The sequence below is a fragment of the Cedecea davisae DSM 4568 genome (genome assembly GCF_000412335.2).
GTDB classification, from domain to species: domain Bacteria; phylum Pseudomonadota; class Gammaproteobacteria; order Enterobacterales; family Enterobacteriaceae; genus Cedecea; species Cedecea davisae.
The window spans coordinates 4,049,303-4,074,454 of sequence record NZ_KE161030.1; the positions used below are offsets into that span (position 1 = coordinate 4,049,303).

The window sequence follows — 25,152 nt, forward strand, 5'->3', positions numbered from 1 at the left end:
TTATTTAGTGACACCGATGGTTAATCTATGTCGTAAAAATTAAACTGGCTTTTGCAAAATTTTCTACCCGGAGATCTCGTCCTGCAATCGTGGATGACCCTGCATGGCATCAGCCCGTCGCTGGCACATAAATACGCGCAAAATGGCTGGTTAAACAAATTGCGTGCCGGTGTCTATGCGCGTGCGGGGCGGCAGCCGGAATGGAGCGATGCCGTTTTTTGCCTGCAATATCAGCTGTCCATCCCTGTTCGCCTTGCGGGCTTGAGCAGCCTTTCTTACCAGGGCCGTTCGCATTACCTGCAACTTTCGCAGAAGCAGGTTTGGCTGACCGTAGAAGGCAACGTAGCCCTGCCGAAATGGTTCAGGGAATTTCCGGGTGTGGAATGGCTGATTATTTCCGGCCTGAAGCTACCCAATCCTGGCGAAAAATACCGGACCAAATGCGAAGTAAGCGGCAAAACGCTCACGGCCAGCACGCCAGAGCTGGCGGCCTATGAAATACTCAGAGCAGTGCCGGGGAATATATCTTTTGAGCATGCCGCAGAATTGTTTCAGGGGCTGATCAATCTCAACCCGCGCAAAGTGCAGCACCTGCTATCTGTAAGCCAGTCGGTTCAGACAAAGCGACTGTATCTGTTTTTTGCCGATTACTATCAGCATGCCTGGGGTAAAAAGCTTGAGAGAGAGCATATCGATTTAGGCGCAGGAAAAAGACAGGTAATCCCCGAAGGGGAGCTGGATAAGCGTTACCAAATAACGATCCCCGAGGCGTTTTTTCGTAACGCTAATGGCTGAGGTTTAAAAGAACGGTTCGCCCACCTTGCAGCCCTTTTCACGTCAGATATATCTGATATAGAAAGCCTGATGAAAATAATAAGCTTTTTATTAATCTCGTTACTTTAAGCGACGGGCCACGCCTCTCTCAGCTTAATCATCTATGCTTGATTCACGGCTTAGCAGCTTCATTATTTTTAACGATCGTTAGACGACTATTTTCACTTCCCTGAACCTCTGTTTATCCTTTTTAAATTTTCATTCAGACACAATCCTCTAATCAACCATGACAGCAGGATAACCTTATGAAAATATTATTATTTAAAATCTTCAGGCTGATATTTACGCCACAATTTTACCTATCAGAGCAATCAAACAAGCGGGAGAACAGTTTGTTATAACCGGCTGGCTGCGACGTATACGACCGCAGCAGAAAATGTTGCGACATCTGTCTCTGTGCACCATCAGATAAAAATACAGGGTTAACTATGTACATGTTAAAAACGCTAAAACAGACGCTTTGTATTGCCGCCCTGGCCTGTACCGGCCTGGCGCAGGCAGCCACCGTAACCATGAACACCGTGGACGCCAGCGGTACATCCACTCCGGCGGGCACCGTTGAATACCACGCCACCCCGTATGGCGTGCTGTTCACCCCGAACCTGAAAGGCCTGCCGCCGGGTATTCACGGGTTCCACGTTCACACAAACCCGAACTGCGGCCCGGCAATGCAGGACGGCAAAATGGTGGCGGGCCAGGCGGCTGGCGGCCACTTCGACCCGGCGCACACCGGGAAGCATGAAGGCCCGTGGGGCAATGGCCACCTCGGCGACCTGCCAGCTCTGTATGTGGACAGCGACGGGACGGCAACCTACCCGGTACTGGCCCCGCGCCTGCGCCTGGCCGACCTTAAAGGCCACTCGCTGATGGTCCACGCCGGGGGCGACAACCACTCAGACCACCCGGCAATGCTGGGCGGCGGCGGCGCACGTATTGTTTGCGGAGTCACACAATGAGAAGCGGCCTCTTAAGCGCGGCCTGCCTCACGCTGATGGTCAGCGGCTTACCGGCCCTGGCAAACGCGGCAGCCCCCTCCATAGACGCGCCAAAAGGCGAGCACCTGCAAACCGAGCTTTATGCCCGTGGGGTGCAGATTTACCGCTGCGCGGCGGCGGACGCAGATGCGAAAACCGGCAGCTGGGTGTTCCAGGCCCCGGAAGCGGACCTGTTCAGCGACAAAGGCCTGAAGCACCTGGTCGCGAAACACTTTGACGGCCCGCACTGGCAGGCAACGGACGGCAGCGTGGTAGCCGGAACGGTAAGCGCCACTCGCCCGGCGAAAGATAAAGGCTCGATCCCGTGGCTGCTGCTGACCGGCAGCGCTGAACCGCAGCCGGGCCTGTTCGCCAGCGTGAGCAGCATCCAGCGCGTGGACACCCACGGCGGCGTGACCGGGCCAACGGCCTGCGACCCGGCCACCTTTGGCGCAACGCTGAAAGTGCCCTACACCGCAACCTACCGTTTTTACAGCAAATAACCGCCAACAAAGTCCTGGCTGCGGAGCCGGGACTTTTGTTTAATGGGCGTGACTACGTGAACCAGGGCAGGCGTTTATGAAAATCCTTAAAAGCGGCATCCGGGATGTGATTGCGGGCGACGACGTAACGGTTGTTGAGCCGGTTAATCTCTACGAATGCACGCTGCACAGCGGCGTATTCGTCGGGCCGTTTGTTGAGATACAGCGCAACTGCGTTATCGGCTCCGGCACGCGGGTTCAGTCCCATTCGTTCCTGTGCGAGAACGTAACCATCGGCAGGAACTGCTTTATCGGCCACGGCGTCACCTTCGCCAACGACCTGTTCCGCAGCGGCAGGCCAGACCCCAACCCGGAGAACTGGATAGCCATCACCCTTGGGGATAACGTCACCCTGGGCAGCGGCTGTACCATCCTGACGGCGCATATATGCAGCGGCGCGGTGGTTGGGGCGGGCAGCGTGGTGACGAAGGATATTCTGGTGCCTGGGGTTTATGTTGGCAGCCCTGCCCGGCTGATGCGGAATATTTAGATTTCTAACGCACTCCGTTAGCCGTAATGCTGATAACTGGCATCACCGCAGTATTACCATCGTAGAACAAATCAGAGTTGGTGAACGAATAGACCCGGCCAGTTAGCGTAACATTGATATGGCTGGCATAGCCTGTGACCTTTGCATCCCCCACTCCCGCAACCAGAAACGGAACACGTTTCTTCAGGTGAGGCATTGGGTCACCTGGCAGGTTGCCGTCCAGATAATAGCGATAGACCTCCGAAACCGTAGCTCCACCGCGGTTGTAGCGGGTGATATATAAAAACGTGGTAGCTGTGACTTTTTGGCGGGAGAAAAATACATCGTCCCGAGGGCCATTGAAGTAATACTGATACGCAGCAAAGCTCACAACAAGCAACAGCAGCACGCCGGTTAAGGTGCAGTGCAGCCGCTTAATAACCGTGCCGTTTAGCATAATCTATTCCCTGTTTAATCCAGAACTGGTCGTGTGGGTTGTCTCCATACGGAAACTGACCATGCCACGCACCCCATTGTGGTTGCGATATTCCCGCACGCTTATATCATCAGAGATAATGTCCTCTCAGTTATTCAACTCCATAAATTAGCACGCTTACTTAAACACCCAATAATAAATAAAATCATCCACGCGACATTTAAATAAATTTAAAACTTGTGACCATTAAATGGTCTACACCATAAAAAACCAGATAACATAAACACATTAATCATTTACCATCAATTAGTTAGCCATGTAAAAAGAAACGATAACTTAAGAACCCAAGACTTTTTTGCCAATTTAACTCTCATAACTATAAAGCTACGTTCTTCGTAGTATCCAGCCACTTTTATTTATTTTAAGTTAGATCACGAACTAAGAAATAACCGTTAAATAATTAAGTGGAGGGAGTTATGAATGAGAATTGGCATTCGGCAGATATTATTGCGGGTTTACGTAAAAAAGGAACGTCACTGGCAGCCGTTTCGCGAGCAGCCGGGCTGGCTTCTTCAACATTAGCGAACGCGCTTACACGCCCCTGGCCTAAAGGCGAGTTTTTAATTGCCGGTGCGCTTGGTGTGCATCCGAGTGAAATCTGGCCGGGTAGATACGCTGCCCAGGGCGATAACCGCCAGCCACGAGAAGCTTTGACACAAACATGCAGCCCCGGGATTAAAGATGGGGCGACGGAAAGCCATTAAAGATTCACCCTTTACGGCTGGTTTACCCTGACCAGCCATATCCATTCATCCTTTATAAGATCGCGAAGGAATGCCGTTTATGAAATCTAAATTGCTACGAACAATCGCTACATCAGGAACAACAAAAACGCCGAACCCGAAAAGCGCCAGCCGCTATTTACTGGCTGCCGGGAAAATTATCCTCAGCCTGGTAATCATCAGCTCTATTCCGGCCAGCTACGCCGCTGAACAAACTGCGGCCAAAGAAAGTGAATTGGTGGTGCTCACCCCCGGAAAAGTCGGAACTCCAAATAAAATCTACCCATCCGCAAAAGCACCAGAACTTACCGTTGCCACCTACAACATAGCGGCGGTACGAGTTGGCACAATCGACGCCGTAGCCAGGGCGATTAAAGCTTTAAATGCCGACATCATCGCCCTGAGCGAAGTGGATAAAAACACTCGACGCAGCGGCGACGTTAACCAGCTTGAGCAGTTAAAAAAGCTGACTGGCATGTACGGTGTGTTTGGGAAAACAATTGATTTTGAGGGCGGGGAATACGGCATAGCCGTGCTTTCACGTTACCCAATCACCCGCCACGAAGCGCTCCCGCTACCATCGCCAAAAGTAGAACAGCGCATAATGCTGGCAACCGAAGTACAAAAACCCGGTTTCAGCAGCCCGATAGTATTCATCGCCAGCCACCTCGACTGGCAGGAAGACCCGGCCATACGCATGCAGCAGATGTACGCTATCAACGACTTTGCAGCCGGGAATATCACTTCCAGCTTCCCCAACATAGAAACGTCGATAAAAATACTCGCTGGCGATTTCAACGATGTTTCCGGAAGCCCGGTAATGCAGGGATTCCAGCGCTACTGGCAAAGCCTGATGCCGTCTGAGTTTGACGCCAGAACCTGGCCTGCCATAAACCCGGCAGCAGCCATCGACCATATCCTGACATTTAAAGGCCAACGCTGGGAAACCACCGAGATCCTTCTGCCTACAGGCAAGCAGCAGCAATTAAAAGGCATTAACTGGCCTGCGGTCAGCGATCATTTGCCTTTGGTTATGCGTTTGAAATTGCTGGAGCAGTAATTTTTTCTGATGTTGATGTTCACCAAAGGGGCTTAGCGCCCCTTTTTGCTGTTGGGTGTAGGAAACTCTATGGCATGGCGGTGAAAGATTGAGTGCCTGGAGAGCTTGAGGTATATCCTTCTGAGATATGGCCAGAGCAGTATATTGGGAATAATGGGGAGATCGTTGATCGTGAACGATCTATTCGAAGTAATCGAGAGTCATCTGCCTAACCACTTCGTGGTGAATTACATTGGAACAGGCCGCTTATGTGCGGCTTGTTCTATTTGGAGGGTGCGAAGGCCGGACTCGCCAAATCAACCTAATGCACTGAATTACATAAATATAAACCCATACAATGTTGCTTTGTATACTCACTTGTATACTCAATCAATTTTAGTTAGCCACCATGTAAAATCAATGAGTTATAACAATGCATATACTCCCATTTTTAAGCCATTTTCTCCAGCAGGAACCAATTGAAACCCTCCGCTTCAACGGGGCTTAGCTAACATGTCCGGATAATGCTTGGCGATGATGTCGTTCATCCTCTCTATCAGCTCCAAACGCTTGAACGTCAAATGCGCTGTTCCCTTCTGAAAGTAACGAATAATGAAGAATTCATCCTCGTAAGCATCCTTCGCCGGATTATCGCGAATATGTTCCATCAATCGGGTAGAAATATCACCCCGGTTGCCGGGAATCGGTTTGCCATCCAGTAGAAACAACATTCGCTCTAAGTCTGCCAGCTGATCCCGCCGCCAGCCCCAGTTCAGGCTGAACCCCCACCGGTTATGCGTCACCAAATTGTTGATGATGATCTTCTTACCAAAGCTACATGGGCTATTGGTTTTGTAATCCCACGACAGGCCTTTGAAGACATTGATGACACCACGTTCAAAAACATCCATTTTGTTGAGATGTAACTGTTCAAAGGTGCTGAGAATATTCTCCTCACTAATAGCCGGTAGCTCGCCTTCCTCAAGATTTTTATGCCACTGGTCACGCGCCTGTGCATCCATCAAGGCCATCATGCCGGACTTCAACATCAAATCACGCCAGATACTGCGATCGATATTACGGGTGATGGCAGGCATTGCTTTATCCGTCTTTTCTGTCAGCCAACTATCGTAACAGTGCCCGGACTTCATGGCCCAGTCTTGCGCAGTTCCCCCGCCGATCTCGGCCGTTAGCCCTGATATAGCGTCAAGTTGCTGGATGAGTTGCTCAATTTGCACCAGCGCGGTATCGCGGCCAGTGACTACACGTTCAATATTTGTCGAAAGGATAAGGTCATTGTGATCCGTTAATACATCGGGTTCTGTTTGCATAGTTAATCGTCCATAAAAGCAAACACGCCTGCAGGAAGTGGCAGGCGCATTATGCGGTGAATAAAAAAGGAGAGAAGTCTGGAGGTATAAATCAGGAGTGAAGCTCGAAGAATTTAAGTATTTATTAATCCCGTCGCTCGCCTGGCTCTGAGAATATCGACAGCCGTCAGAAAGGGTGTTTGCTCCTGCCAGGTAAACCCTTTGCGGTCAGTGCGTACCAGTTCATAACGTTCAACCAGGAAGTTCACCGCGTCAGCAAGCGTTATTCCTGCCTCGATATGCTCCTGGATGACGGAATCCTCATGGAATGGCGTATCGTTGAGTGTAAGACCGTAATGGTGTTCCAGTAGATATGTTAACAGTTGCTGCCAGACCTGGACGGGTGGCAGGCGTGATGGAACCGGCACCGTGGCCGGTACAAATGAGATGTGCATAAGTTGAGTCCTGAGAGAAGAATAACTAAAACGATATTATTGGACGCCAGAAGGCCTCCTTTTAAAGCAAACCCAGCTCAGCAAAAGAAACCACATCATTCCCAACCACAAGGTGATCCAGCACCCGCACGTCTACCAGTGCCATCGCTTTCACTATCCGCTGAGTGATGTGTTTATCCTGCTGGCTGATTTCTGCCGAACCCGAGGGATGGTTATGGGCCAGGATGACCGCAGCAGCGTTATGCCTCAGGGCCGATTTAACCACTTCTCGGGGATGGACTTCGATATGGCTGAGCGTGCCGGTAAACAGTATTTCCCGCTCAAGCAAACGATGCTGGTTGTCGAGATACATCACGATAAAAACTTCACGCTCCTGATGAGCGAGCTGTAGCTGAAGCCAGGTTTTGGTGAAGCAGGTGGAGAGAAACTGTTCACCCGGTTGCCGTTGGTATTTCTCCAGTAATCGCAACGCACGCCGGATCACCCGCTGTTCGTTTGCGGGAAATACAGAGGGCAGATTTAATACAAACATAATTGTTCCTTAAGATAAAAAGTCCCTTTGGTTTCCTGACAAGGCCTGAAGGATGACAAAAAGAACCATAAAACAAGCTGTGGCATGTTCTAAGCCATTCCCCAAAGGACACGACTGAGCTTCACACTGCCATCGATACCTTTCACTGTGGTACATGGGCACATTTACCTTCAATCGTTGGGAAAACGCCTTATCGGACAGAAAAGAAAAAGGGCTGTTCCTCCCTCAGGAGGAACAGCCCTTTCAGTACAGTGAAATATGGCAGATAAATATGAGAATTTGCTTTTAGTTAAGATTTTAATGCACGTTTTATTCCAGCTAACTTTCGCAGATATATTCAGTCAGCCCACACACTTAAAATGCCCGATACACAAAAACAAGCATCATGATCCAGAGATCAGCGGAATAAATTATCAAAGGCTGTCTGACTCTTTAACCCCTTCCTCTGCAAGCGAATGACTAATATTGTTCGCCACCGTAGCAGGGTCCAATTTAATTTCGGCCAGAAGCTTGCCAGTCTCCGGTGTACCTTTATACACGTAGAGCGATGCCAGTGGCTCACCGGAGTCATTCGTTCCTGCCGAAATCTGGTAACTGGTATCACCATTTTTGACCGTAAAATCCTGAATACTTATCGCCTGATTGCTCTGATAGGCATATGAAGTATTTGCAACCGGCACGGTGATATCCATCTCTTTGCTTTTCGCACCCGTTTTTCCGAAGGAATATGAAACCGATGGAGCAATAATGCAAATTTCGACTTCTTTTTTATGGTTTGCTGTCTGAGCGTAAAATACAGGTTTTGCACAACGCTGGCGGAGTGCATCCGATGTGACCGCATGTGTAGCTGATGTAGTAATGCATAAAGCTACAGCACTCAATGCCAGGCTGCGGGTAATTGTATTAACTGTACTCATTTTTTTCACTCCCCTGTTTCCGGTAATACGACATAAATCTTTCTGCCCCTGACCTCAATGGTCACTGGCTCCTTAACACCCGTATTCATTAGCGCCTGTGCCTGCCAAAAACGCCCCTGAACCTCTTCTTTCATATCAGTGATTCGAATACAGCGTTCATCAATCCCCTCGTCCTGCATGATTTTGGTCACAACCGTACAGGCACTTTGAGCCAGATGTTCAGTCCCCGACTGCCGGTTGAACTGGTATATCACCACTAAAGACAGAACGGTACATAACAACCAGACCTGCATCAGTCGCCAGGGTTTATCCTGCATCTGATCGCGCTGGCGTAGATATACTGCCGGAAACCAGAACCAGAGAAATGAGGGCGGCACAATCCCCTGTTTCATCTGATTAACCCGGTCAAACAAAACCCAGACCAGAGCCAGAACCATATAAATAATAAGAGCCACATTCTGAGGGAAATTCAGGTACAACACGACCCAGAGCGCCGGAAGTACAATTGCCAGACACCACGCGAAAAGATCCTGGCGTAATAATGGATACGATTTCATTGATGAGTCTCCTGACGAAAGTAAATGTCAGGCAGCCAGAGTATAAAACGAAACATAGAATATTCCTTTATAAACAGTGAATAATTGAAGCTAACAACAGAGAAAAAACAGATATGCAGCGCAGATCGTACTGGCTAATCGGAGAGTGGGATAATTGTTAATTCAGATCGATACACGGAAATTGATCGCTCACATCTATCAATAAAATCGATCGATATTTAATTTTTGATAGTTACAGACTATTTAATGCTGTGATTTTGATCGTTAAAACAGATCAAACAGGCAGTAAAAAAAACACTTTAGAAGAAGAAATGCCAGACTGCGCGGATAGCTGACAGGACATGCCTGCGAAGCTGTCGCAGATGTCGTGCCAGTTTTCCTGGTATCTGCGCTACCGCCACAGCCTCATCAAACACCTCACCCGTGGCACGGACGAAGCTATCCCTTGCTGTCTCCCGAACACATTCTGTGCGTAACTCCGGGGCAAGATGTCGGGATACTGCACTACTGCTGTTCACCGGTAATGCATGAATCAGTGCTTCCACCCACAGTTCAAGATTGTAGTTTTCCATTGCTGATACGGCGATAACAGGATGGACTACCGCAAACAGAGTTTCAGCCAGCTCAACTTTGGCACAGAGATTGGCAACCTGGTGGGAAGAAGGGTGATGCTTTATACCGTCCCATTCGCGGCATGGCTCCATTTTATCTGCCTGGGTAAGGACAAACAGAAAGCGCTCGGGGGCGGCTCCTGAGTTAATTAATTCGCGATAACACCGCAAGTCATCTTTCCAGGCCCGCTCGTCTGCTTTAAGCGCCCATACAATCAGGTCGAGCTTCGGGGCCCACGTCTGGTAGAGACGCCGGTATACGCTGTCGAGTTCTGGAGTTTCAGAAATACCAGGAAAATCGGCAAGATGGAGGGTGTGTGAGCCACGACAAACCTGGTAGCGCTGGACATGTCGTGTTCCTCCTCCAACGGCACTAACAGGAGCTGGCGGTGGGCTGAACAGGGTATTACACAAGCTGGATTTACCTGCGCCTGATTTTCCTATAATGCCAACGAGGGGTTCGTAATGAACACAGCTGAGTATGCGCTCAATCATTACTTCCGAAAGAATACCTGGGAGACAGGAAAGGGAGTGTTTCAGGGCATCAGGAATTTGCCCGGTAAGAATACGGTTTGACACCTTTACCTCCGTGAGTTAAACAACAGTGCGGCAGTTATACTGGCTGCCGTGCTCACTCTGATGATGTCGGGTTGTCTTTTTTTGGAAGTGAAAGCGGCATTGTATTTTTGAATTTTATATCTCGGTCGTTCATATGAACTCTGCAATATATGGTTTTCGGTTCTTCTGCACTGCCTATTTTAAACATCTCATAGCCTTCATAAATTTCATCTATATTCCCCATCTTATTCCAGGCCAGTCCAGTAAAATACCCTCCCGACTTCGTTTCTGAAGCATTCTCGATAAAGACCATTTTTTCATATTTATTTTTATCCCAGCCTTTAACTGCCAGAGCTTTGAACTGTCGGAATCTGACCCCGGGAAAATCAAGTCTGCTATTCCTGACATCATTCAAAAAAAGAGGTAACACATGCAATATGGTCTGAATTTTGACATTACAGCATGAGTCATTATCCTCATAATATTTAACCATTGTTTTTTTGACGAACATATGAAGAAAATCAGGGATTCCACCAAGTTGACAGGTAATCACAGGTACCTTACTCAAAATATATTTTTTCAATGCCTTCCGCACTTCTTCTCTGGCTGCATCATTCATTATCCTTTTAGCGTTAGAGTGGAACTCGCTTTGACTGCTTATTTCAGGCATTGTGAATTCATAATCAGGAAGGCGACATCCAACAGCTTTCAGTACAATCTGCTCACAAGTATCGCCGTTATCCTTTTTCGGTACCACTATGGTTGTGCGATGTAAAATTTTCGCCTCATTTCCGTTAAAGCGCTCTTCACCTGAATTCCCTTCTTTTAAGTCATGACGTAACTCTTCCAAAAAGCGGGCTGATGAAGTATCAAACCTCAGGCATGCAATGACAATGTCCAGGATAAGTCTGGACATCGTCAACTCTCGCTTCTGTGCCAGTCCCTTCAGGGAACTGCAGAGCTCTCGGGTTGGCAGGTTGACAGTGATTCGATGATGGCTGGGCATTTTTGTCTCCATAAGTGTGGCACTTTATATAACAAAAAAGTGCAGCACTTTTTTTACTTAATTTTAATTTCAGTAAGATAACATACTCAGGTGCTTTGAATACATCAGGAGTAACCTTTTCCTTGGACAGGATAAAAATGCCTGCCCTACAGCATGCGACATATTTTTTTACACGACCTTCCAATCCTCTGAGGAAGGCTGCAACACAACCCGGAGCACAGTCATTCCTCCTTCACTTTTAACGTAAAGGAGATATCCCCATGAACACATCCCCCGCATTGCTGAACGACCAGCTTGTCGATATGGCATTCATCACCACCTATACCGAAATGACAGACAAGTGGTTTTATAAACTCATTAGTCAGGGGAAATTCCCAAAGCCAATTAAACTGGGACGAAGTTCCCGCTGGCTTAAGAGCGAAGTAGAAGCATGGATGCACCAGATTATTGCAGACTCACGTAATAGTTCAGAATGTATGTAAAAAAATCATATTCATCAGTGATAACCCTGGAGTAAAAAATACACACTCTAATAACGACAAGCCATGTCCCACAAGGTTTTTAATATGACGTTAATTAATTTTGGCACAGTATATATATTAAATGTACATGTACTAAGTACATTAACAAAGCAAGTCAATTTAATAAATAATCAGACTAAGCATACTGAGCACATTGAAAGAAACATAGTTGTTATAGGGTAACAGATTAGTAGGCAGTTAAATTCATAAAAGACAAAAATTATATCTAACCATCAGGATATTGTTATTACCAACAGACAAGTATGGTTCCAATAAGCTGTGCATTTACAGCTGAAACTAATATCAAAGATATACAATATTGCCATTTATTTTCATCACCTTAAAGCTGACTCATCGTTTCCATTTGTTCTTAGAAAAAATCATCCCACAACTGAAATATACCAACAGGAGAAATTCCCATGACCAGTAGTCATTTCGGAGAGCTTAATACTGATTATATGAAAAGTATTAGCAAAATCATTAGCAACGCGACCGGGGAACATAGCAGAATATCGGTTTTCACCTTCGTACTCAGACTTCCCAATTACTACGATAAAGGCGACAGTATTGCCTGTATCCCTGACCTGAAGACAGGGTTAATGGAACGTTTTCAGGGGGCTCTCAGAGCTCGTATAGCAGCCCATCAGCAAAGACGTAAGCGAAAGGAATTGCAAGTGTGTCCGACGAATATAAGACACGTCTGGGTGCGAGAGGTGGGGACCAGTGGTAAATCTCATTATCATGCTGCCATTTTTGTTAATAAAGACACCTTTAATAGCTTAGGGAACTATTCAAAAGAGGACCATAATTTAGGAAGTTACATTAGTGAGGCTTGGTTAAGTGCTTTAGGCCTACTCGATTTTCCTGAGTACAGAACGCTGGTTGCCTTCAACAACACGCCACACTATCTGGAGCGTCTACGATATGATCGCTATGCACAACAGCATTTGGGATTACGGAACCACCTGAGCTATTTCGCCAAAGAACACACCAAAGTTTACAGCAAAGAAGAGCGTTCATTCGGGTGTAGTGTCAAATAAGTCAAATGATTCAGGGGGAGTGACACCCCCTACTTTGCTAAATAAACACAAGGCAGCTTTTGGTTATACGTTTAGATTATAATTTCTCGACATTGAATATATTCAAGTCATCCCAGCTCACATAACTGCTTCAACGTTTGTGTTCAGTACATCTGTAGTGGTCACCTAAAACCGACCATTAATTTTCAACTACGCGCCTATCCTTAGCTGGTTACTGATATTACCGGCGCGTGTAGCACATATAGTGCAGTTAGACTGGCGCCATAGATCACCAGACACTTCGCCTCTCTTAAGATAAGAAATAGTCTTAGACCTATACTTTACACCCGTAAGAATAATAAGATGGTTGAAGTGTTATCAGGACCTGAGCGGCGTCACCGCCGTACACCGCAGGAAAAAATAGCCATTATTCAGCAGACTATGGAACCCGGTATGACCGTGTCTCATGTCGCGCACCTGCACAGTATCAATGCCAACCAGATTTTCAAATGGCGCAGGCAATATGAAGATGGCTCGCTAACTGCCGTGGCCTCGGGCGAAGAAGTTGTGCCTGCTTCTGAACTTGATGCCGCCAATAAGCAAATCCGTGAGCTACAGCGCCTTCTAGGCAAAAAGACGATGGAAGCTCAAATACTGAAAGAAGCTGTGGAGTACGGCCGGGCAAAAAAATGGATTGCGCATGCGCCCTTATTGTCCAGGGACGACGAATAGCCGACGTTTGCCGGAGCATTGGTGTGTCGCATGCGCACCTCAGTATCAGGATTCACCGACAGTCTGACTGGCAGAACCGCAGACGACAATCCAGTTTTAACGATACTACTGTGTTATCCCGGATAAATACCGCCGTGGCCGACCTGCCCACGTACGGTTATCGACGGATATGGGCGCTGTTGCGACGGGAGTCTGAGAAGGACGGACTGTCTGTTGTTAACGCAAAACGAGTGTACCGCATTATGCGCACCCACCATCTGCTTCTCGAGCATAAGTCTGCTGATAACCACCGGAAGCGGGCTCATAAAAGACGCGTGGCGGTGGCTGAGAGCAACCGTAAGAGAGAAAAAGCGTCTGGATATATAGGGTCAAATCCACCCTGTACACTAAAGATCCTTCCCCTCAAGAGGCAGTGCCAGCATACAGTATGTGCAAACGATTATTACCTTTGAAAACAATAGATCTAATTAAGTGACCACTCCTCCAAAAACAGACCCATGGGCAAATGACAGGAACAATCGTACTCATCAAATAGATGATCAATTACCAACCTAGAAACGCTAGGAAATCTTCCTGCTTATTGTTACTGTATAACAAATAGATGAGGCTGCCATGAAAACAACGTTATACAAAGATTTCACTTTTGAAGCCGCACACCGCCTTCCTAACGTACCGGAAGGTCATAAATGCGGTCGCTTACACGGACACTCTTTTGTTGTACGCCTTGAAATCACAGGGGAGGTAGATAAGCATACCGGTTGGATTATTGATTTCGCCGAACTAAAAGCGATTTTCAAACCGACGCTGGATCGTTTAGATCATAATTATCTCAACGACATCTTGGGTCTTGAGAACCCTACCAGCGAAGTCCTTGCAGCGTGGATTTGGGATCAAATTAAACCACAACTACCAATCCTAAGCGCAGTTGTCGTAAAAGAGACTTGCACTGCAGGATGTGTTTATCGGGGAGAATAACTTCTTACTGAGATAACTTTTTGTACCAGTTATCTCAGTAATTTCAATAACTGATTATTATACAACAAGTTATACGAAAACATTGGACATGTAACACTAACCTAATTTAACTTCATTCTTATATTGCAGGCTATTTGTACTAAAATTAGTAGTTGAACATAATAGTTCATTTATAAGATATTAATTCTGAGCAATGAACTAACTACTTCTCTTTATTATCTGTGAAATCACTTAAAACTTTAACTTTCTTCACTTGAAAATATAATATAACTCAGTAGTCTATTCATTATAGGCATCAATCTTGCCTCGCTGAGTTTAACGTTCATACTTGGAAAATATATCCCCCCGCCCATAATTGAGCGTTTTTTATACTAAAAATACATAAAAAAGCACATTTCAAGGATTGTGAGGATGAGTATATTACCCATAGGGTCGCTGGTTACTTCTGAAAGCTTTGACGGTATTGGCAAAATTATCAGCGTTAATTATGACTTAATGCATGCTACTGTTGCTTTTTTTGAGTCACCTGCACACCCCTATACACGTCAGGTTGCAATTAGCCTTGAGAACCTGACACCGACGATTCCCCATGAAGAAACTGTTGTCTACTGTCTTGAACCACAAAGTCAACGCTGGGCGCGCGCTCGATTTGGTGGATCGCGACCTAATGGTGATTTTTTGGTCATTTTTCGCGAAGATGACGCAGCGACGTTACCTATCGATAAGATCTTCATACTGAACAAAGCACCCGATAAACCTATCAATCCTGCACATTTTCTGGCTTACCAAGCCAATGACGCTCCCTTCTTCTTTCCTCGCAGACACTCCTTCATCAAGACCTACATCCAGCAACGCGCTTCCTGCAGGGGTCTAGCATCCATTTCCAGCAGCGCTGTTGAACTGGAACCGCATCAACTGGCCGTTGTACGCCGAGTATTACAAGATAAAACACCAAAATATATTCTGGCGGATGAAGTGGGCCTTGGGAAAACCATTGAGGCAGGTATGGTTATCCGTGAACATGCTCTGGAAGAAGCGGGGCATGTCAATATGCTTATCGCCGTGCCAAGCCAACTCGTCACCCAGTGGCGGGAAGAATTAGGCGAACGTTTTCAGCTAAAACAGTTGCTCGTGAGTGTCTCGACGATGCTCTCCTTGTTAAAGCAAGGTTCTGCTGCACAAGGGATTGTTATCTGTAGTTATTCTGAGGCCTGCCTTCTGCTGAGTAGAGGGTTCTCACCTTCCCTGATGACCATCGATGAAGTCCACCAAATTGCCCACTGGCCGTGGTCTACGGACGAAGACCAGCGTGATGATTTCAAACTAATGTCACAAGCATGCCAGAAAGCACATTACGCACTGCTTCTTACCGGTACGCCACTACATGGCCATGAGCGCAACTTCCTGTCGATGCTGCACTGTATCAACCCGGAAGCTTTCCAGATTGATGAAAACCACCTGCATGCATTCACTGAACTAGTGAAAAATCGTGAGAGCCTTGGCGGTGTTTTCTCCTCTCTAGTTCCATCTGTGTCTAATATTAGTCTTCGCCGTAACCTTGAAGAGGTTCTGGTGCAATTCCCCGACGACCATCAGTTGGCAACGCTATGCCAAGGACTGTTTCCACTGATCGGAAGATTTTCTCAGCCAACACCTGAACGTGAAGCGGGTATTAAAGCGATACGACTACATCTTGGCGAGCATTACCGCATCCACCACCGTCTGCTGAGAAATCGACGTCAGGTTGCACTGAGTCAGGATGAAAGCAAAAACCTGAATCTTGATCTTCTCTTCCCTGGTCTGAACGGCGTGAGGGAATCTCACTGGCAGACCGAAGGACTAACCCTGGATGAGTTGCTGGAAGAGTATCGCGCTATGGCCGTACTACCGCAAAACCAGCATTGGTCGTTAAAAGAAGCGAACTACATCGCCTGGATTGACGATCTCTTTTCCAGTCCGATTTGTGTTCTGCAGCGGGCAAAAGCCATTCTCACAGAGTCAACGGGACTGCCCAAGGATGAACAAGCCTTACTGGAACATATCGTCTCGACGGCTAAAAATGAGCAACAAGCTATCGACAATATGCTTGCCGCATCGCTTAATGATTGGCTAAATCAATTTCCAGATGGCAAAGCGATTGTCTTCTGCGATCGTCCTGAACTAGCGCAGCACCTGTCAGTCAAGATGAGCATTCTGCTGGACTACCCGATAGAACGCTATCAGTCAGGCCAACCACTACAGTTCACTCAGGCACAAACCCCCGTTCGGGTTCTATTGTGCGATAGAAGCGGCGAGGATGGACTGAATCTCCACGGAGGACGTCGTCTGGCCGTTCATTATGGTTTGCCGCGATCCTGCAGTCGGATTGAGCAACGTCTGGGCCGTCTCAACCGCTACAGCGCCAACCTGCGTGGTATCAAACCGGTTCAAAGCCTGATACTAAAAAACCATGTGACCGATAGCTTACGCAATCAGTGGGCCGACATTCTGGTGAACAGCATTGGCGTGTTTAACAACACCATCGCCAGCCTGCAGTTTGTGCTGGATGACTATATCGGTGATGCCTGGAATAGACTGTTCCTCGAAGGCCCACAAGTGCTGGAAAACCTTGCTGCAGAATTCCCCGGTGAAAATGGCGTCTTGGTCAGAGAGACTAACAAAATCAACATGCAGGAAAAATTGCTGGCGATGGATGAAGAAGTCTCGCAAGCGGCACTTTTCGCTCAGCAGCTTAGTAATGGCGATCTCATTGCAGTAGAACAGTGTAAAGCACTTACGCCATGGATCTCTCAAGGGTTGCGTTTCCGTTCATCAGGAAATGCTGAAGAAGGGATGCGCTTTAGTTTTGAACTAGCTGAACGCAGTTCTGGGACGCTGGTAGATTTCAAAACATTCCTGACAACCTGCATGCTCAGCTTCGACAAAGAGGGAGGCAATCCGCCTTCTACCCATCTGATGAGTGCAGAACGTATCCCTGCCATTGACGGGACAACGGTTTATCCTTTGCGTTACGGTCAACCTTTCGTCGATGCGATCTGGCAGTTACTTAATCAGGACGCACGGGGCAGTTCGGTGGCGATGCTACGTATGATTAACGCAGAACTGAATGAACCTCGCTATTTCTTCCAGATGAGTTGGCTCATTACTGGCTGCGATCCGCTAAGCCCTTACGCCACTCTTCGTCAATGCGATGAACAGGAGCCACCACGCATTGTTGAGGAGTGGGTAGCTGCAGACGGTTCTCAGGTGACAAATCCACAACTGCTTGGAATGCTGAACAGCGAGTACAGCAAGACCCCTTCTGCCGCAAAAAGTTATGTGGACCTCAATCTGCGAGCCACTAGATGGCAAGAAATTGAAGAGCTGATTTCCGCTGATGCGTGGAAAGAACAGGTTGAGCAGGTATATGATAAAGCTCTGATAAAACAGCGAGATTTGGCTCAAGCTAACGCTTATATCCAGTTGATGTCGGTTAAAGCGATCATTCTCTGCAGCAGCAATATTTTATCTGGAGTCGCCTGATGACTGAACAATGGTCACGTCTGCAGCTTGCGTTAACCACCTATTTTACCGATGACGTTACCTTCAAAGAGGGAATTGAAAACCCCTTCTACCTGCGGTTAATGAATATAATCATCGACCCTTCTGCGGGCCTGAATGATATTTTTGCAGGCTATGCCGATGCCCTTCGCACTGCACAGGTGAGCGGCATAGAAGATCCCTGGCTGCCTTCTCCACCGGCGCTGACGGAGACCCCAGACCCACTTTGGGGGCTGGAAAAATCCGTCGCGGGACAGACTCTGTCACTCTCTGTGGAAGCGGACCTGACGAGAAACCAAGCCACTTATCAACGCAGAACCCGACGTAACTTATTGCAGCCGGAAATGGATCCGGCGCTAAAAAACCTGCTGGTCGACACACCTCATACGCACTATCGTGGCTTCGGACAGCAGGCGGCAATCCGCACGCTGCTCACTTCCGACGTCAATAGCACCCTGGTGGTGAATCTCCCCACCAGTTGCGGTAAGAGTCTTATCACGCAAATCCAGGCTATCAGTGCACCATTCGGTTCGTTAACGCTGGTAATTGTCCCAACAGTCGCTCTCGCAATTGAACAAGCGGATTTTATGCGGGATATGTTGCGTCAGGCTGAGCAGGATCACGGAGGAGCCTACGCCTGGGTTGGCGGCCAGGATCAAACAACACGCCAGTCGCTGAAAGAACGGTTGAAAAACGGCTCACAGCGTGTCCTGTTTTGTTCGCCGGAGGCGGCAAAATCATCGCTGGTTCCGGTACTGTTTGACCTAGCGAAAAATAAACTGATTGGTGCCGTCGTTATCGACGAAGCACACCTTATTGACCAATGGGGTGCTGAATTCCGTCCTGATTTTCAGCTGATTGCGCCACTAATTCGTTCATTAAAAGCACAGCCAGGATGCCGTTTTCGCACCCTGCTGCTCTCCGCCACCTGGAGCCAGAACACCCGTGATGTGATTGTTGAGCAGTTCCGCTCAGATGACAGCGAACTGATTGAGATTACAGCGAACTTCCTGCGCCCCGAACCCGAATACTTCGTACATGCTGAGCCCACCCCTAGTGCACACCAGCAGCGCGTGGAACTGTTGCTAATGACGCTCCCACGCCCGCTCATCCTCTATTGCACCACGCAGGAAGAAGCGGAAAACTGGCATCTCCGACTTCAGCAACAGCATTACCAGCGTGTTGGCCTGTTCCATGGCGACACGGAAACCCTAGCTCGCAAAAAACTGATTTCACAATGGGCAAGCGACCAATTGGACATCATGGTTGCCACCTCGGCGTTTGGTGTAGGAATGAATAAAAGCAACGTCCGTTCGGTCATTCATGCCGCCATTCCGGAAAATATCGATCGCTATTATCAGGAATGTGGACGCGCCGGGCGTGATGGCAAAGCCTGCCAGGCTCATCTGGTCTGGCATAGTGCGCAAATGGAGACGGCAGAAAGCCTTTCGGTTGAAAAACTTATCAGCGTCGAAAAAGGCTACCAGCGTTGGATGGCCATGTTTAAGCGGTACCAGCCCAGCGACATCGCCAGTTACAGCATCTCGCTGGATACTAAACCCGATCATATCGACTATCAGGGCGATCGAAATCAAGCCTGGAACCGCAGAACCTTACTATTGATGCAGCGCACCGGGTTGATTGAGCTGGTGTTCGCAGCCCCTGAACTGCCAGAAAACCTTCGAAAAGATGAAGAAGGAAACGCTCAGGCAGTTCACGACTGGTTTGCCCAGTACTACAACAAAGTGCATATTCGCCACTGCAACGACTCGCACCACTCTGAAGAGTATTGGAACACCTTTGTTGATAAGGCCCGCCAAGAAGAACTAGCTAAGCGCCGCGCGGCATTTACCTTGTTGAAAGCGTGGATCCTCGACCCTCGACCGCCTCTGTGCCAGATACTGAGAAAATTTTATATTTATCAGCACCATGCGCCAGAAATCACTTGCGGCGGATGCCCGGGGTGTCGGGCTCAGGGTAAAGGCGCGTTCTCCCCAACAGTTGGGGCCGATGTGGAAATTATACGAGCGACGCCGAAGAAACGAGCGCGCTTCGCTGGTGCCGTCAGGAAAGTGTATTACACCGATGAACTGGAAATGAGGGCTCTTCTATCAGAACTCCGCGTACCGCTTCGTCAGTTGATCGGCTCTGGCGATTACGAGACCATCCGAGCAGATAAGGCCGATTTCAGGCATCTGGAACGCGCCCTGGATTCCATCTCTCGCTTCTGGTGCGTGCAAAAACTTGCTGCACCCACTTCGGACAGTGCGGAAATTGTGATTGTGTCTAACACTGCCACTGCGCTACCGGACCTACCGGCCTCGCGATATGAACGCATCATCATCGCCCCGCAGCACCTGGCCGATCCGCAGCATCCTTACAGAAAATGGTGGGAAAGCGCAGGCAACGCGCAACCCCTGGACACTTTTATCAGGCAACTACAGCATGTCAATCATCAATAACGCAAACCCAGGAAGCAGCCTGGTGCTGATCCCCTTGTTTGATCGCATTGTACAAAATGCCCAGGCACCGCTTTCCCCAGAAGCGGTTGTGGCTCGCTATCGGCCCAATAACCTGCCCGCTAACGATAACGCTTGGGGAAAAATCAGAGAGAACCTCGCCTTTTGGTGCCGTCTGGGACTCTGGCCGATGGAAGAAGAGAGGATCCTGCCGCAGCCCAATGAGACTCGTCCGCTCTATCAGCGCGTGCTGCAATGCACCATTGACGCCTGCAAAGAGAAAGACATTAGCGAAGGAAATGAATGCGAGCCGCTATGGCGGGTGCTGGCTTGCTTGTTGAGTTTGCAACAACATTGCTTAATGGGGACAGAGCCCCTTTCCATTTCTGACGTAGCTAAAAATGTACATAAATGGCTGCCAACAGGAACTGTCAACTCTAACAGTGAAAAATCCCCAATTGAGTATGGACGTTACTTGGGCTTTCTTGAACTGGCACCGGACCAGAACTATTACACCGACCCGACCCGGGCGATTCAATGCTTTTTACCATTGATTTTTGGCGAACAAAAAATCCTCCCCATAAAAACCTTTATGGCCAATATGGCCGAAGTAATGCCAATGATGGATGGTGGCGAGTTCAGAGTGAAAGTGCAGGAGATGATGGCTGAAAAGGGCTGGTCTGCCTCGGAAGGGTCAAACATCAGCACTAGCACATCGCTGGCACTGCGTCGTCTGGAAGTCAGTCAGCAAATCCAGTTGATCGTAGGAAGTGATGACGCTGCATCATTATCACTACAACTTCCTGGCGGTGAAACGCGCCCAATTAGCCATATAAAACTTAGGGAGGACGCGCAATGAGCATCATGAATTACTGGCCGACCTTCGAGAACATAGAGCAGTGCATCCGTAACGAAGCCGAGGAACTACAAGATGATGTGCTGCTGGCGGTGCATGAGTCGATGATCCTTACCCGTCGCGATGTTAATAATAATCGGACATTCCTTCGAGATGAGGATCTGTTTACCAAGTTGCTGAGCACCGAGCGCGCAATTCCACTGATTGGGCGTTCAGGGATGGGGAAATCTCACTTAGTGCGCTGGCTGGGCTGTCGTCTCAAAAGCCACCTGCAAGCTAAAGACGAGCTTAAACAGTGGGAAATTATTCGTATTCCGAAAAATGCCAGCCTGCGTCAGGTACTTCTGCTGATCCTGACCAACTTACACGGCGGCATTTTTGATGACGCGCGTAAACGCGTTGACGATGTGGCTCAAAAGCACTCAGCGAAAGATCTCGCCGATCTACTACTGACAATGATGTCACACCAGTTACAGAACATGTACGACGAGGCGATGGAGCAGGGAAAAGAATATGAATCACAAGGGAAAAAGATCCCTGAAGATATAGACAACCATATTTCTGCAGTCATCGAAGAAGTGGAAAACGGGATCGGCAACCTGATCACCGATCCTAACTTTAAGCAGAACCTGCTCAAACCAGAGCATTGTATCTATAAACGTGCAAGTCGTATGAGCGATGGGCTTAAAGGAGGTGACGAGGCACACGATCATTACGAATTGGTGCCTGCGGATCTCTTCTTCCAAGACAACATCGATGATCTGTCGTCGCTCGCGCGCGAGTACATTCGCCATTCTCGTATCGATGAACATGATAACGAAAAAGCCCGTATACAGGCAGTTCATGTCCTGAATGAAGCGATGCATGCAGCGTTAAAGTCGCTGTTTGCCAAACTCTTTACCTTCAACGGAGGTAACTTTCAGGAGTTGTTCCGGGAGATCCGCCGCGAACTACTCGCGCAGGATCGCCGACTGGTTATTTTAGTGGAAGATATGGCGGCTATTTCGGCAATTGAAGATGTGCTGATTGACAGCCTAATCGAGGAAGGTATTCGCGACGGGGTAAAAACGCTCTGCCCGGTGCATTCTATCATTGCTGTCACCGACAACTATCCGGGTTATAAGCGTCGTCAGGAAACGCTGATGACGCGCGCAGGCTATGAGTGGATCATAGAAAGCACCGGCCGAGAGAATAACGAAGAGCGCATTGTGTCGTTGTGTGGTCGCTACCTGAATGCGGCACGCCATGGCGCAGCGTCACTAAAGCAAACGCGGGCACAAGGTTTGAACGACTGGCCACCAATCTGGCAGGATGAGCCAACGCCAAACTGGCTGGAGGATTTTAGCAGTACAGCTAAGCTGGGCATTCCCCTATTCCCATTTAACCGTAACGCAATCCAAGCGCTGGCAAATAAAAACTGTCGCGACAGCAACGGTCAGCTTACTTTTAACCCACGAATTGTGATTAACCGTATCCTTCTGGATGTTCTGCGTGATTGTCGTGCCGAAGCGGAACGCGGCGCGTTCCCGCCACCAAATCTTGCAGGCATTACCACAGATGCGGAAATTCAATGGAATATCAGTCAGTCAACTACAAACAGAGCCGCCAGTGCGTCGTCACTTGCAGCGATCTGGGGCTACGGTAGCTACTCATGGGATGAAGTCTGCAAGCAACTGCCGCCGGGAATCGCGAGAGCTTTTGGCCTTAATGAATTAGCTGAAAGCCTTAGCGGTAAAGCTCCACACCCATCCAATGTTACTGGCACTGGCACTGGCACTGGCACTGGCACTGGCACTGGCACTGGCACTGGCACTGGCACTGGCACTGGCACTGGCACTGATATTGAACCACCAGAACAAGCGGTGACAAATCTGGCGCTACCTTTTGTCAAATATCTTAAAGCCTGGGTAGACGAAAAAACCGTTTTACCTCAGGAGGTTGCCCGTGATCTGCGTGCCGGGCTTAACCGCTGTTATGAGCTATATGCTCAGGTTGAGTTTTTCGGCATGGTAGACCGGCCTTCGCTTATCGAACGCAATCCATTGATTAGTATCCCATTATCAGTTTCTGATCCTTCAAACGCCATTGTGAAATTCTACGACCGCAAAGACCTTGACGATCCGTTACGCAGAATTGAGATCTACAACATATCTTTGGCAATACTACGCATTCAGCATTATGCCAGTCTTGAAAAAGGGCTCAGCTACCCGGAAGCGTTGGAAGACTACGCACACTATGAAAACTTTGTCAGTTGGTGGGTGCCGCAGACCGCGGAGATTGCAATCAACCATGCCCGAGCGCGGAAACTGAAGCCTGCGCTGCGTAATCATTATCAAAAAGCGCTGCTGCTAGGCCTGTTGACTGGCAAAGAAAATCCGGCGGGGCTCATTGATGCACTTTGCCTGACGCAGAAAGGCGTCGGTCGAACTGAGGGTAAGAATCAAGGACGAACAATCAAAACAAGCCCATCCGATCTCTGTTTCTACGGACTCGAGGCCAACCAGAAAACACATTCCAGCATAAAAGTGGCTGAAGCCCGGCAGGCAGCACTTCAGGGGTGGGACGACGCCCGCGACGCATGGCTTTCTCAGGTTGCCGTCCCTGAATTAAGTTCCGGGCTCACCTCAGCCCGAGCACTTGAAGCCGAAGTGGTAACCTCCGCGTTGCGAGAGATCCAGAAAGAACCGCTTGGAGCGGATGTGCAGCGTGCGGCAGAGACAGCCCGCAAAGAGATCGCATCAACTATCGAAAATGCACAACTCTTTGAAAATATAAAAAATCAGGATGACTTCATTGCCCTTCTCGATGAGTGGCAGATGTTTATCGAAGCGGTACGCACCCAATATTACCCTTCGGAATCCGAGCAGATCAGAAACTCATCATGGTTGCTGGGTGAAATTGAAGCATTAAGAGTAGACGCAGAGGCCAGCCTGAACACGCTGCTCACGCTTAATTCCCTCGTCAGACAGAAAGATGCCTTCATTCTGTGGCATGACATTTCCCATCTGGATGGTGATTACGTCAGCCGTATCGGTAACCTTCTTGCGCAATGGCAGAATATTCAATCGAAAATCAGCTTTACGCTACAGCAGGTAAACAGTAAGGGTGACGCGCCGAAACTCGAAAGTGCCCGCAGGCAGGTTGAAGATAGACTGAAAAATCTGGCAGCTGATATCAGTGCCTCTGGGGTGAATGAATGAGTACGTTAAGCCAACAGCTTGCAGAGATGCAGAAGCAACTGGACTTAAGCGTCCAGGCGAGTAAAGCCACGCAAATTATTGAGAAATGCGGCATCGTTATCTCAAAAACCGACACCGTCGCCGGGCATTATGGCCGCCTTAAATACCAATACCCGGCCCTGCAAATTCTGCCGTCTGACTTGAGGGTCAATTGGAGAGAAGATCAGCGAAATGAACTCAAAAATGCGGCTAACAGCGTCAATAACCTGCTGTCGCAGTGGAGCCGCTGGCTGAATAATCAGACCCAGGTAGCAGCCGCTGCCAATACGCAAGCCTCTGATGAACCGTTGGATGAAACGCTTACAATGCAGGAACCCACGGCCTATGACATTATTCAAAATGACTCCCTGACCAACTGCGTGAGCCAAGCACTCAGCCTGCACCGCACGCTGAGCGACCAGTTGAAAAATGCATGGGAAGAGTGGCAGCAGATCCTGTATCAGCAAATTCAGGTAGACAGCAAAACCCTCGATGCTCAGCAGAAACTCGAGAAACTGAAAGAGATTGCTGACGAATACCTAAGCCTGCGCGACCAGTTTGACACCTTGATCCAGCCTTTACCTGAGAACGGCGAGAGCGTGACAAAGATCCGGGCAATGGCGGAGCACCTGAACACCCTGCGCGGTATGATGAAAACTGACTGGCCAGAAGCGGTGCAGAACTTCCTTGATCGCATCAATGGCCCGCAGCGAAACAAACCAACGCTGAGCGCATTGACGACAGAAGTGTTTGAGTGGCTGCGGGATGAAGACATGCTGGAAGAATTTGTGATTACAAGGAAATAGTGAC

General features: G+C 48.5%; 21 protein-coding genes and 2 pseudogenes. 15 read left to right on the forward strand and 8 right to left on the reverse strand.

From position 1 onward, the window contains the following. Positions 1–36 precede the first annotated feature (36 nt). From HMPREF0201_RS18445 to HMPREF0201_RS18460, 4 genes and pseudogenes are all read left to right on the forward strand, one after another. Positions 37–795: pseudogene (locus HMPREF0201_RS18445) on the forward strand (type IV toxin-antitoxin system AbiEi family antitoxin domain-containing protein); the annotation flags it as partial. Positions 796–1,262: 467 nt separating this feature from the next. Next, positions 1,263–1,790 (forward strand): superoxide dismutase family protein, encoded by a 528-nt coding sequence (gene sodC / locus HMPREF0201_RS18450; protein WP_016538274.1) that lies wholly within the window; start codon positions 1,263–1,265, stop codon positions 1,788–1,790. Continuing rightward, positions 1,787–2,311, forward strand: a complete 525-nt coding sequence (locus HMPREF0201_RS18455) for a DUF3455 domain-containing protein (RefSeq protein ID WP_016538275.1) — start codon at positions 1,787–1,789, stop codon at positions 2,309–2,311. The genes sodC and HMPREF0201_RS18455 overlap by 4 nt, the downstream gene beginning before the upstream one ends. Before the next feature lie 76 nt (positions 2,312–2,387). Then, positions 2,388–2,840: an acyltransferase gene (locus HMPREF0201_RS18460; RefSeq protein ID WP_016538276.1), complete on the forward strand. Its 453-nt coding sequence runs from the start codon at positions 2,388–2,390 to the stop codon at positions 2,838–2,840. A 4-nt stretch (positions 2,841–2,844) separates the two neighbouring features. Here the strand turns inward: HMPREF0201_RS18460 and HMPREF0201_RS18465 are convergent, their stop codons facing one another. Continuing rightward, a complete protein-coding gene (locus tag HMPREF0201_RS18465) occupies positions 2,845–3,276 on the reverse strand; it encodes a hypothetical protein (RefSeq protein ID WP_016538277.1) in 432 nt (143 codons plus the stop codon). Between the two features lie 455 nt (positions 3,277–3,731). Here HMPREF0201_RS18465 and HMPREF0201_RS18470 point away from each other — a divergent pair, with 455 nt between their 5' ends. Both HMPREF0201_RS18470 and HMPREF0201_RS18475 read left to right on the forward strand, forming a co-directional pair. Then, positions 3,732–4,019, forward strand: coding sequence for a helix-turn-helix domain-containing protein (locus HMPREF0201_RS18470; protein ID WP_016538279.1), 288 nt, complete (start codon positions 3,732–3,734; stop codon positions 4,017–4,019). A gap of 79 nt (positions 4,020–4,098) precedes the next feature. Continuing rightward, on the forward strand, positions 4,099–5,097 hold the full coding sequence (locus tag HMPREF0201_RS18475; protein ID WP_160160639.1) for an endonuclease/exonuclease/phosphatase family protein: 999 nt from the start codon (positions 4,099–4,101) through the stop codon (positions 5,095–5,097). Between the two features lie 473 nt (positions 5,098–5,570). Here HMPREF0201_RS18475 and HMPREF0201_RS18480 read toward each other — a convergent pair whose 3' ends face one another. The 7 genes from HMPREF0201_RS18480 to HMPREF0201_RS18510 form a co-directional block, all read right to left on the reverse strand. Continuing rightward, a complete protein-coding gene (locus tag HMPREF0201_RS18480; protein WP_016538281.1) occupies positions 5,571–6,407 on the reverse strand; it encodes a DUF4942 domain-containing protein in 837 nt (278 codons plus the stop codon). Between the two features lie 113 nt (positions 6,408–6,520). Continuing rightward, entirely contained in the window at positions 6,521–6,841 is a 321-nt protein-coding gene (locus tag HMPREF0201_RS18485; protein WP_016538282.1) for a TA system toxin CbtA family protein, read from the reverse strand. 61 nt (positions 6,842–6,902) lie between these two features. Next, positions 6,903–7,373 (reverse strand): RadC family protein, encoded by a 471-nt coding sequence (gene radC / locus HMPREF0201_RS18490; protein WP_016538283.1) that lies wholly within the window; start codon positions 7,371–7,373, stop codon positions 6,903–6,905. Between the two features lie 413 nt (positions 7,374–7,786). Beyond that, positions 7,787–8,290 carry a hypothetical protein gene (locus HMPREF0201_RS23410; protein WP_244878520.1) on the reverse strand — a complete coding sequence of 168 codons (504 nt, stop codon included), beginning with the start codon at positions 8,288–8,290 and terminating at the stop codon, positions 7,787–7,789. A gap of 5 nt (positions 8,291–8,295) precedes the next feature. Further along, a complete protein-coding gene (locus tag HMPREF0201_RS18500; RefSeq protein WP_016538286.1) occupies positions 8,296–8,847 on the reverse strand; it encodes a hypothetical protein in 552 nt (183 codons plus the stop codon). Positions 8,848–9,146: 299 nt separating this feature from the next. Beyond that, entirely contained in the window at positions 9,147–10,037 is an 891-nt protein-coding gene (locus HMPREF0201_RS18505) for a GTPase family protein (RefSeq protein ID WP_244878521.1), read from the reverse strand. A 52-nt stretch (positions 10,038–10,089) separates the two neighbouring features. Continuing rightward, positions 10,090–10,932: a hypothetical protein gene (locus tag HMPREF0201_RS18510; RefSeq protein WP_147293943.1), complete on the reverse strand. Its 843-nt coding sequence runs from the start codon at positions 10,930–10,932 to the stop codon at positions 10,090–10,092. Positions 10,933–11,282: 350 nt separating this feature from the next. On the opposite strand from HMPREF0201_RS18510, the gene HMPREF0201_RS18515 reads away from it, so the two are divergent. From HMPREF0201_RS18515 to HMPREF0201_RS18555, 9 genes and pseudogenes are all read left to right on the forward strand, one after another. After that, complete coding sequence (locus HMPREF0201_RS18515; protein WP_016538289.1) at positions 11,283–11,504, forward strand: helix-turn-helix transcriptional regulator; 222 nt, start codon at positions 11,283–11,285, stop codon at positions 11,502–11,504. Between the two features lie 458 nt (positions 11,505–11,962). Then, positions 11,963–12,583 carry an inovirus Gp2 family protein gene (locus HMPREF0201_RS18520; protein ID WP_016538290.1) on the forward strand — a complete coding sequence of 207 codons (621 nt, stop codon included), beginning with the start codon at positions 11,963–11,965 and terminating at the stop codon, positions 12,581–12,583. Positions 12,584–12,925: 342 nt separating this feature from the next. After that, positions 12,926–13,635, forward strand: a pseudogene (locus tag HMPREF0201_RS23415) (transposase); the annotation flags it as partial. 271 nt (positions 13,636–13,906) lie between these two features. After that, entirely contained in the window at positions 13,907–14,269 is a 363-nt protein-coding gene (gene queD / locus HMPREF0201_RS18530; protein WP_016538292.1) for a 6-carboxytetrahydropterin synthase QueD, read from the forward strand. 411 nt (positions 14,270–14,680) lie between these two features. Beyond that, positions 14,681–17,791: a protein DpdE gene (gene dpdE / locus HMPREF0201_RS18535; protein WP_016538293.1), complete on the forward strand. Its 3,111-nt coding sequence runs from the start codon at positions 14,681–14,683 to the stop codon at positions 17,789–17,791. Then, positions 17,791–20,271 (forward strand): protein DpdF, encoded by a 2,481-nt coding sequence (dpdF, locus tag HMPREF0201_RS18540; RefSeq protein WP_016538294.1) that lies wholly within the window; start codon positions 17,791–17,793, stop codon positions 20,269–20,271. The genes dpdE and dpdF overlap by 1 nt, the downstream gene beginning before the upstream one ends. Continuing rightward, positions 20,255–21,127, forward strand: coding sequence for a protein DpdG (gene dpdG, locus HMPREF0201_RS18545; RefSeq protein ID WP_016538295.1), 873 nt, complete (start codon positions 20,255–20,257; stop codon positions 21,125–21,127). Before dpdF ends, dpdG begins: the two co-directional genes overlap by 17 nt. After that, positions 21,124–24,324 carry a protein DpdH gene (gene dpdH, locus HMPREF0201_RS18550; protein ID WP_016538296.1) on the forward strand — a complete coding sequence of 1,067 codons (3,201 nt, stop codon included), beginning with the start codon at positions 21,124–21,126 and terminating at the stop codon, positions 24,322–24,324. Before dpdG ends, dpdH begins: the two co-directional genes overlap by 4 nt. Beyond that, positions 24,321–25,148: a hypothetical protein gene (locus HMPREF0201_RS18555; protein ID WP_016538297.1), complete on the forward strand. Its 828-nt coding sequence runs from the start codon at positions 24,321–24,323 to the stop codon at positions 25,146–25,148. The genes dpdH and HMPREF0201_RS18555 overlap by 4 nt, the downstream gene beginning before the upstream one ends. Positions 25,149–25,152: the final 4 nt, after the last annotated feature.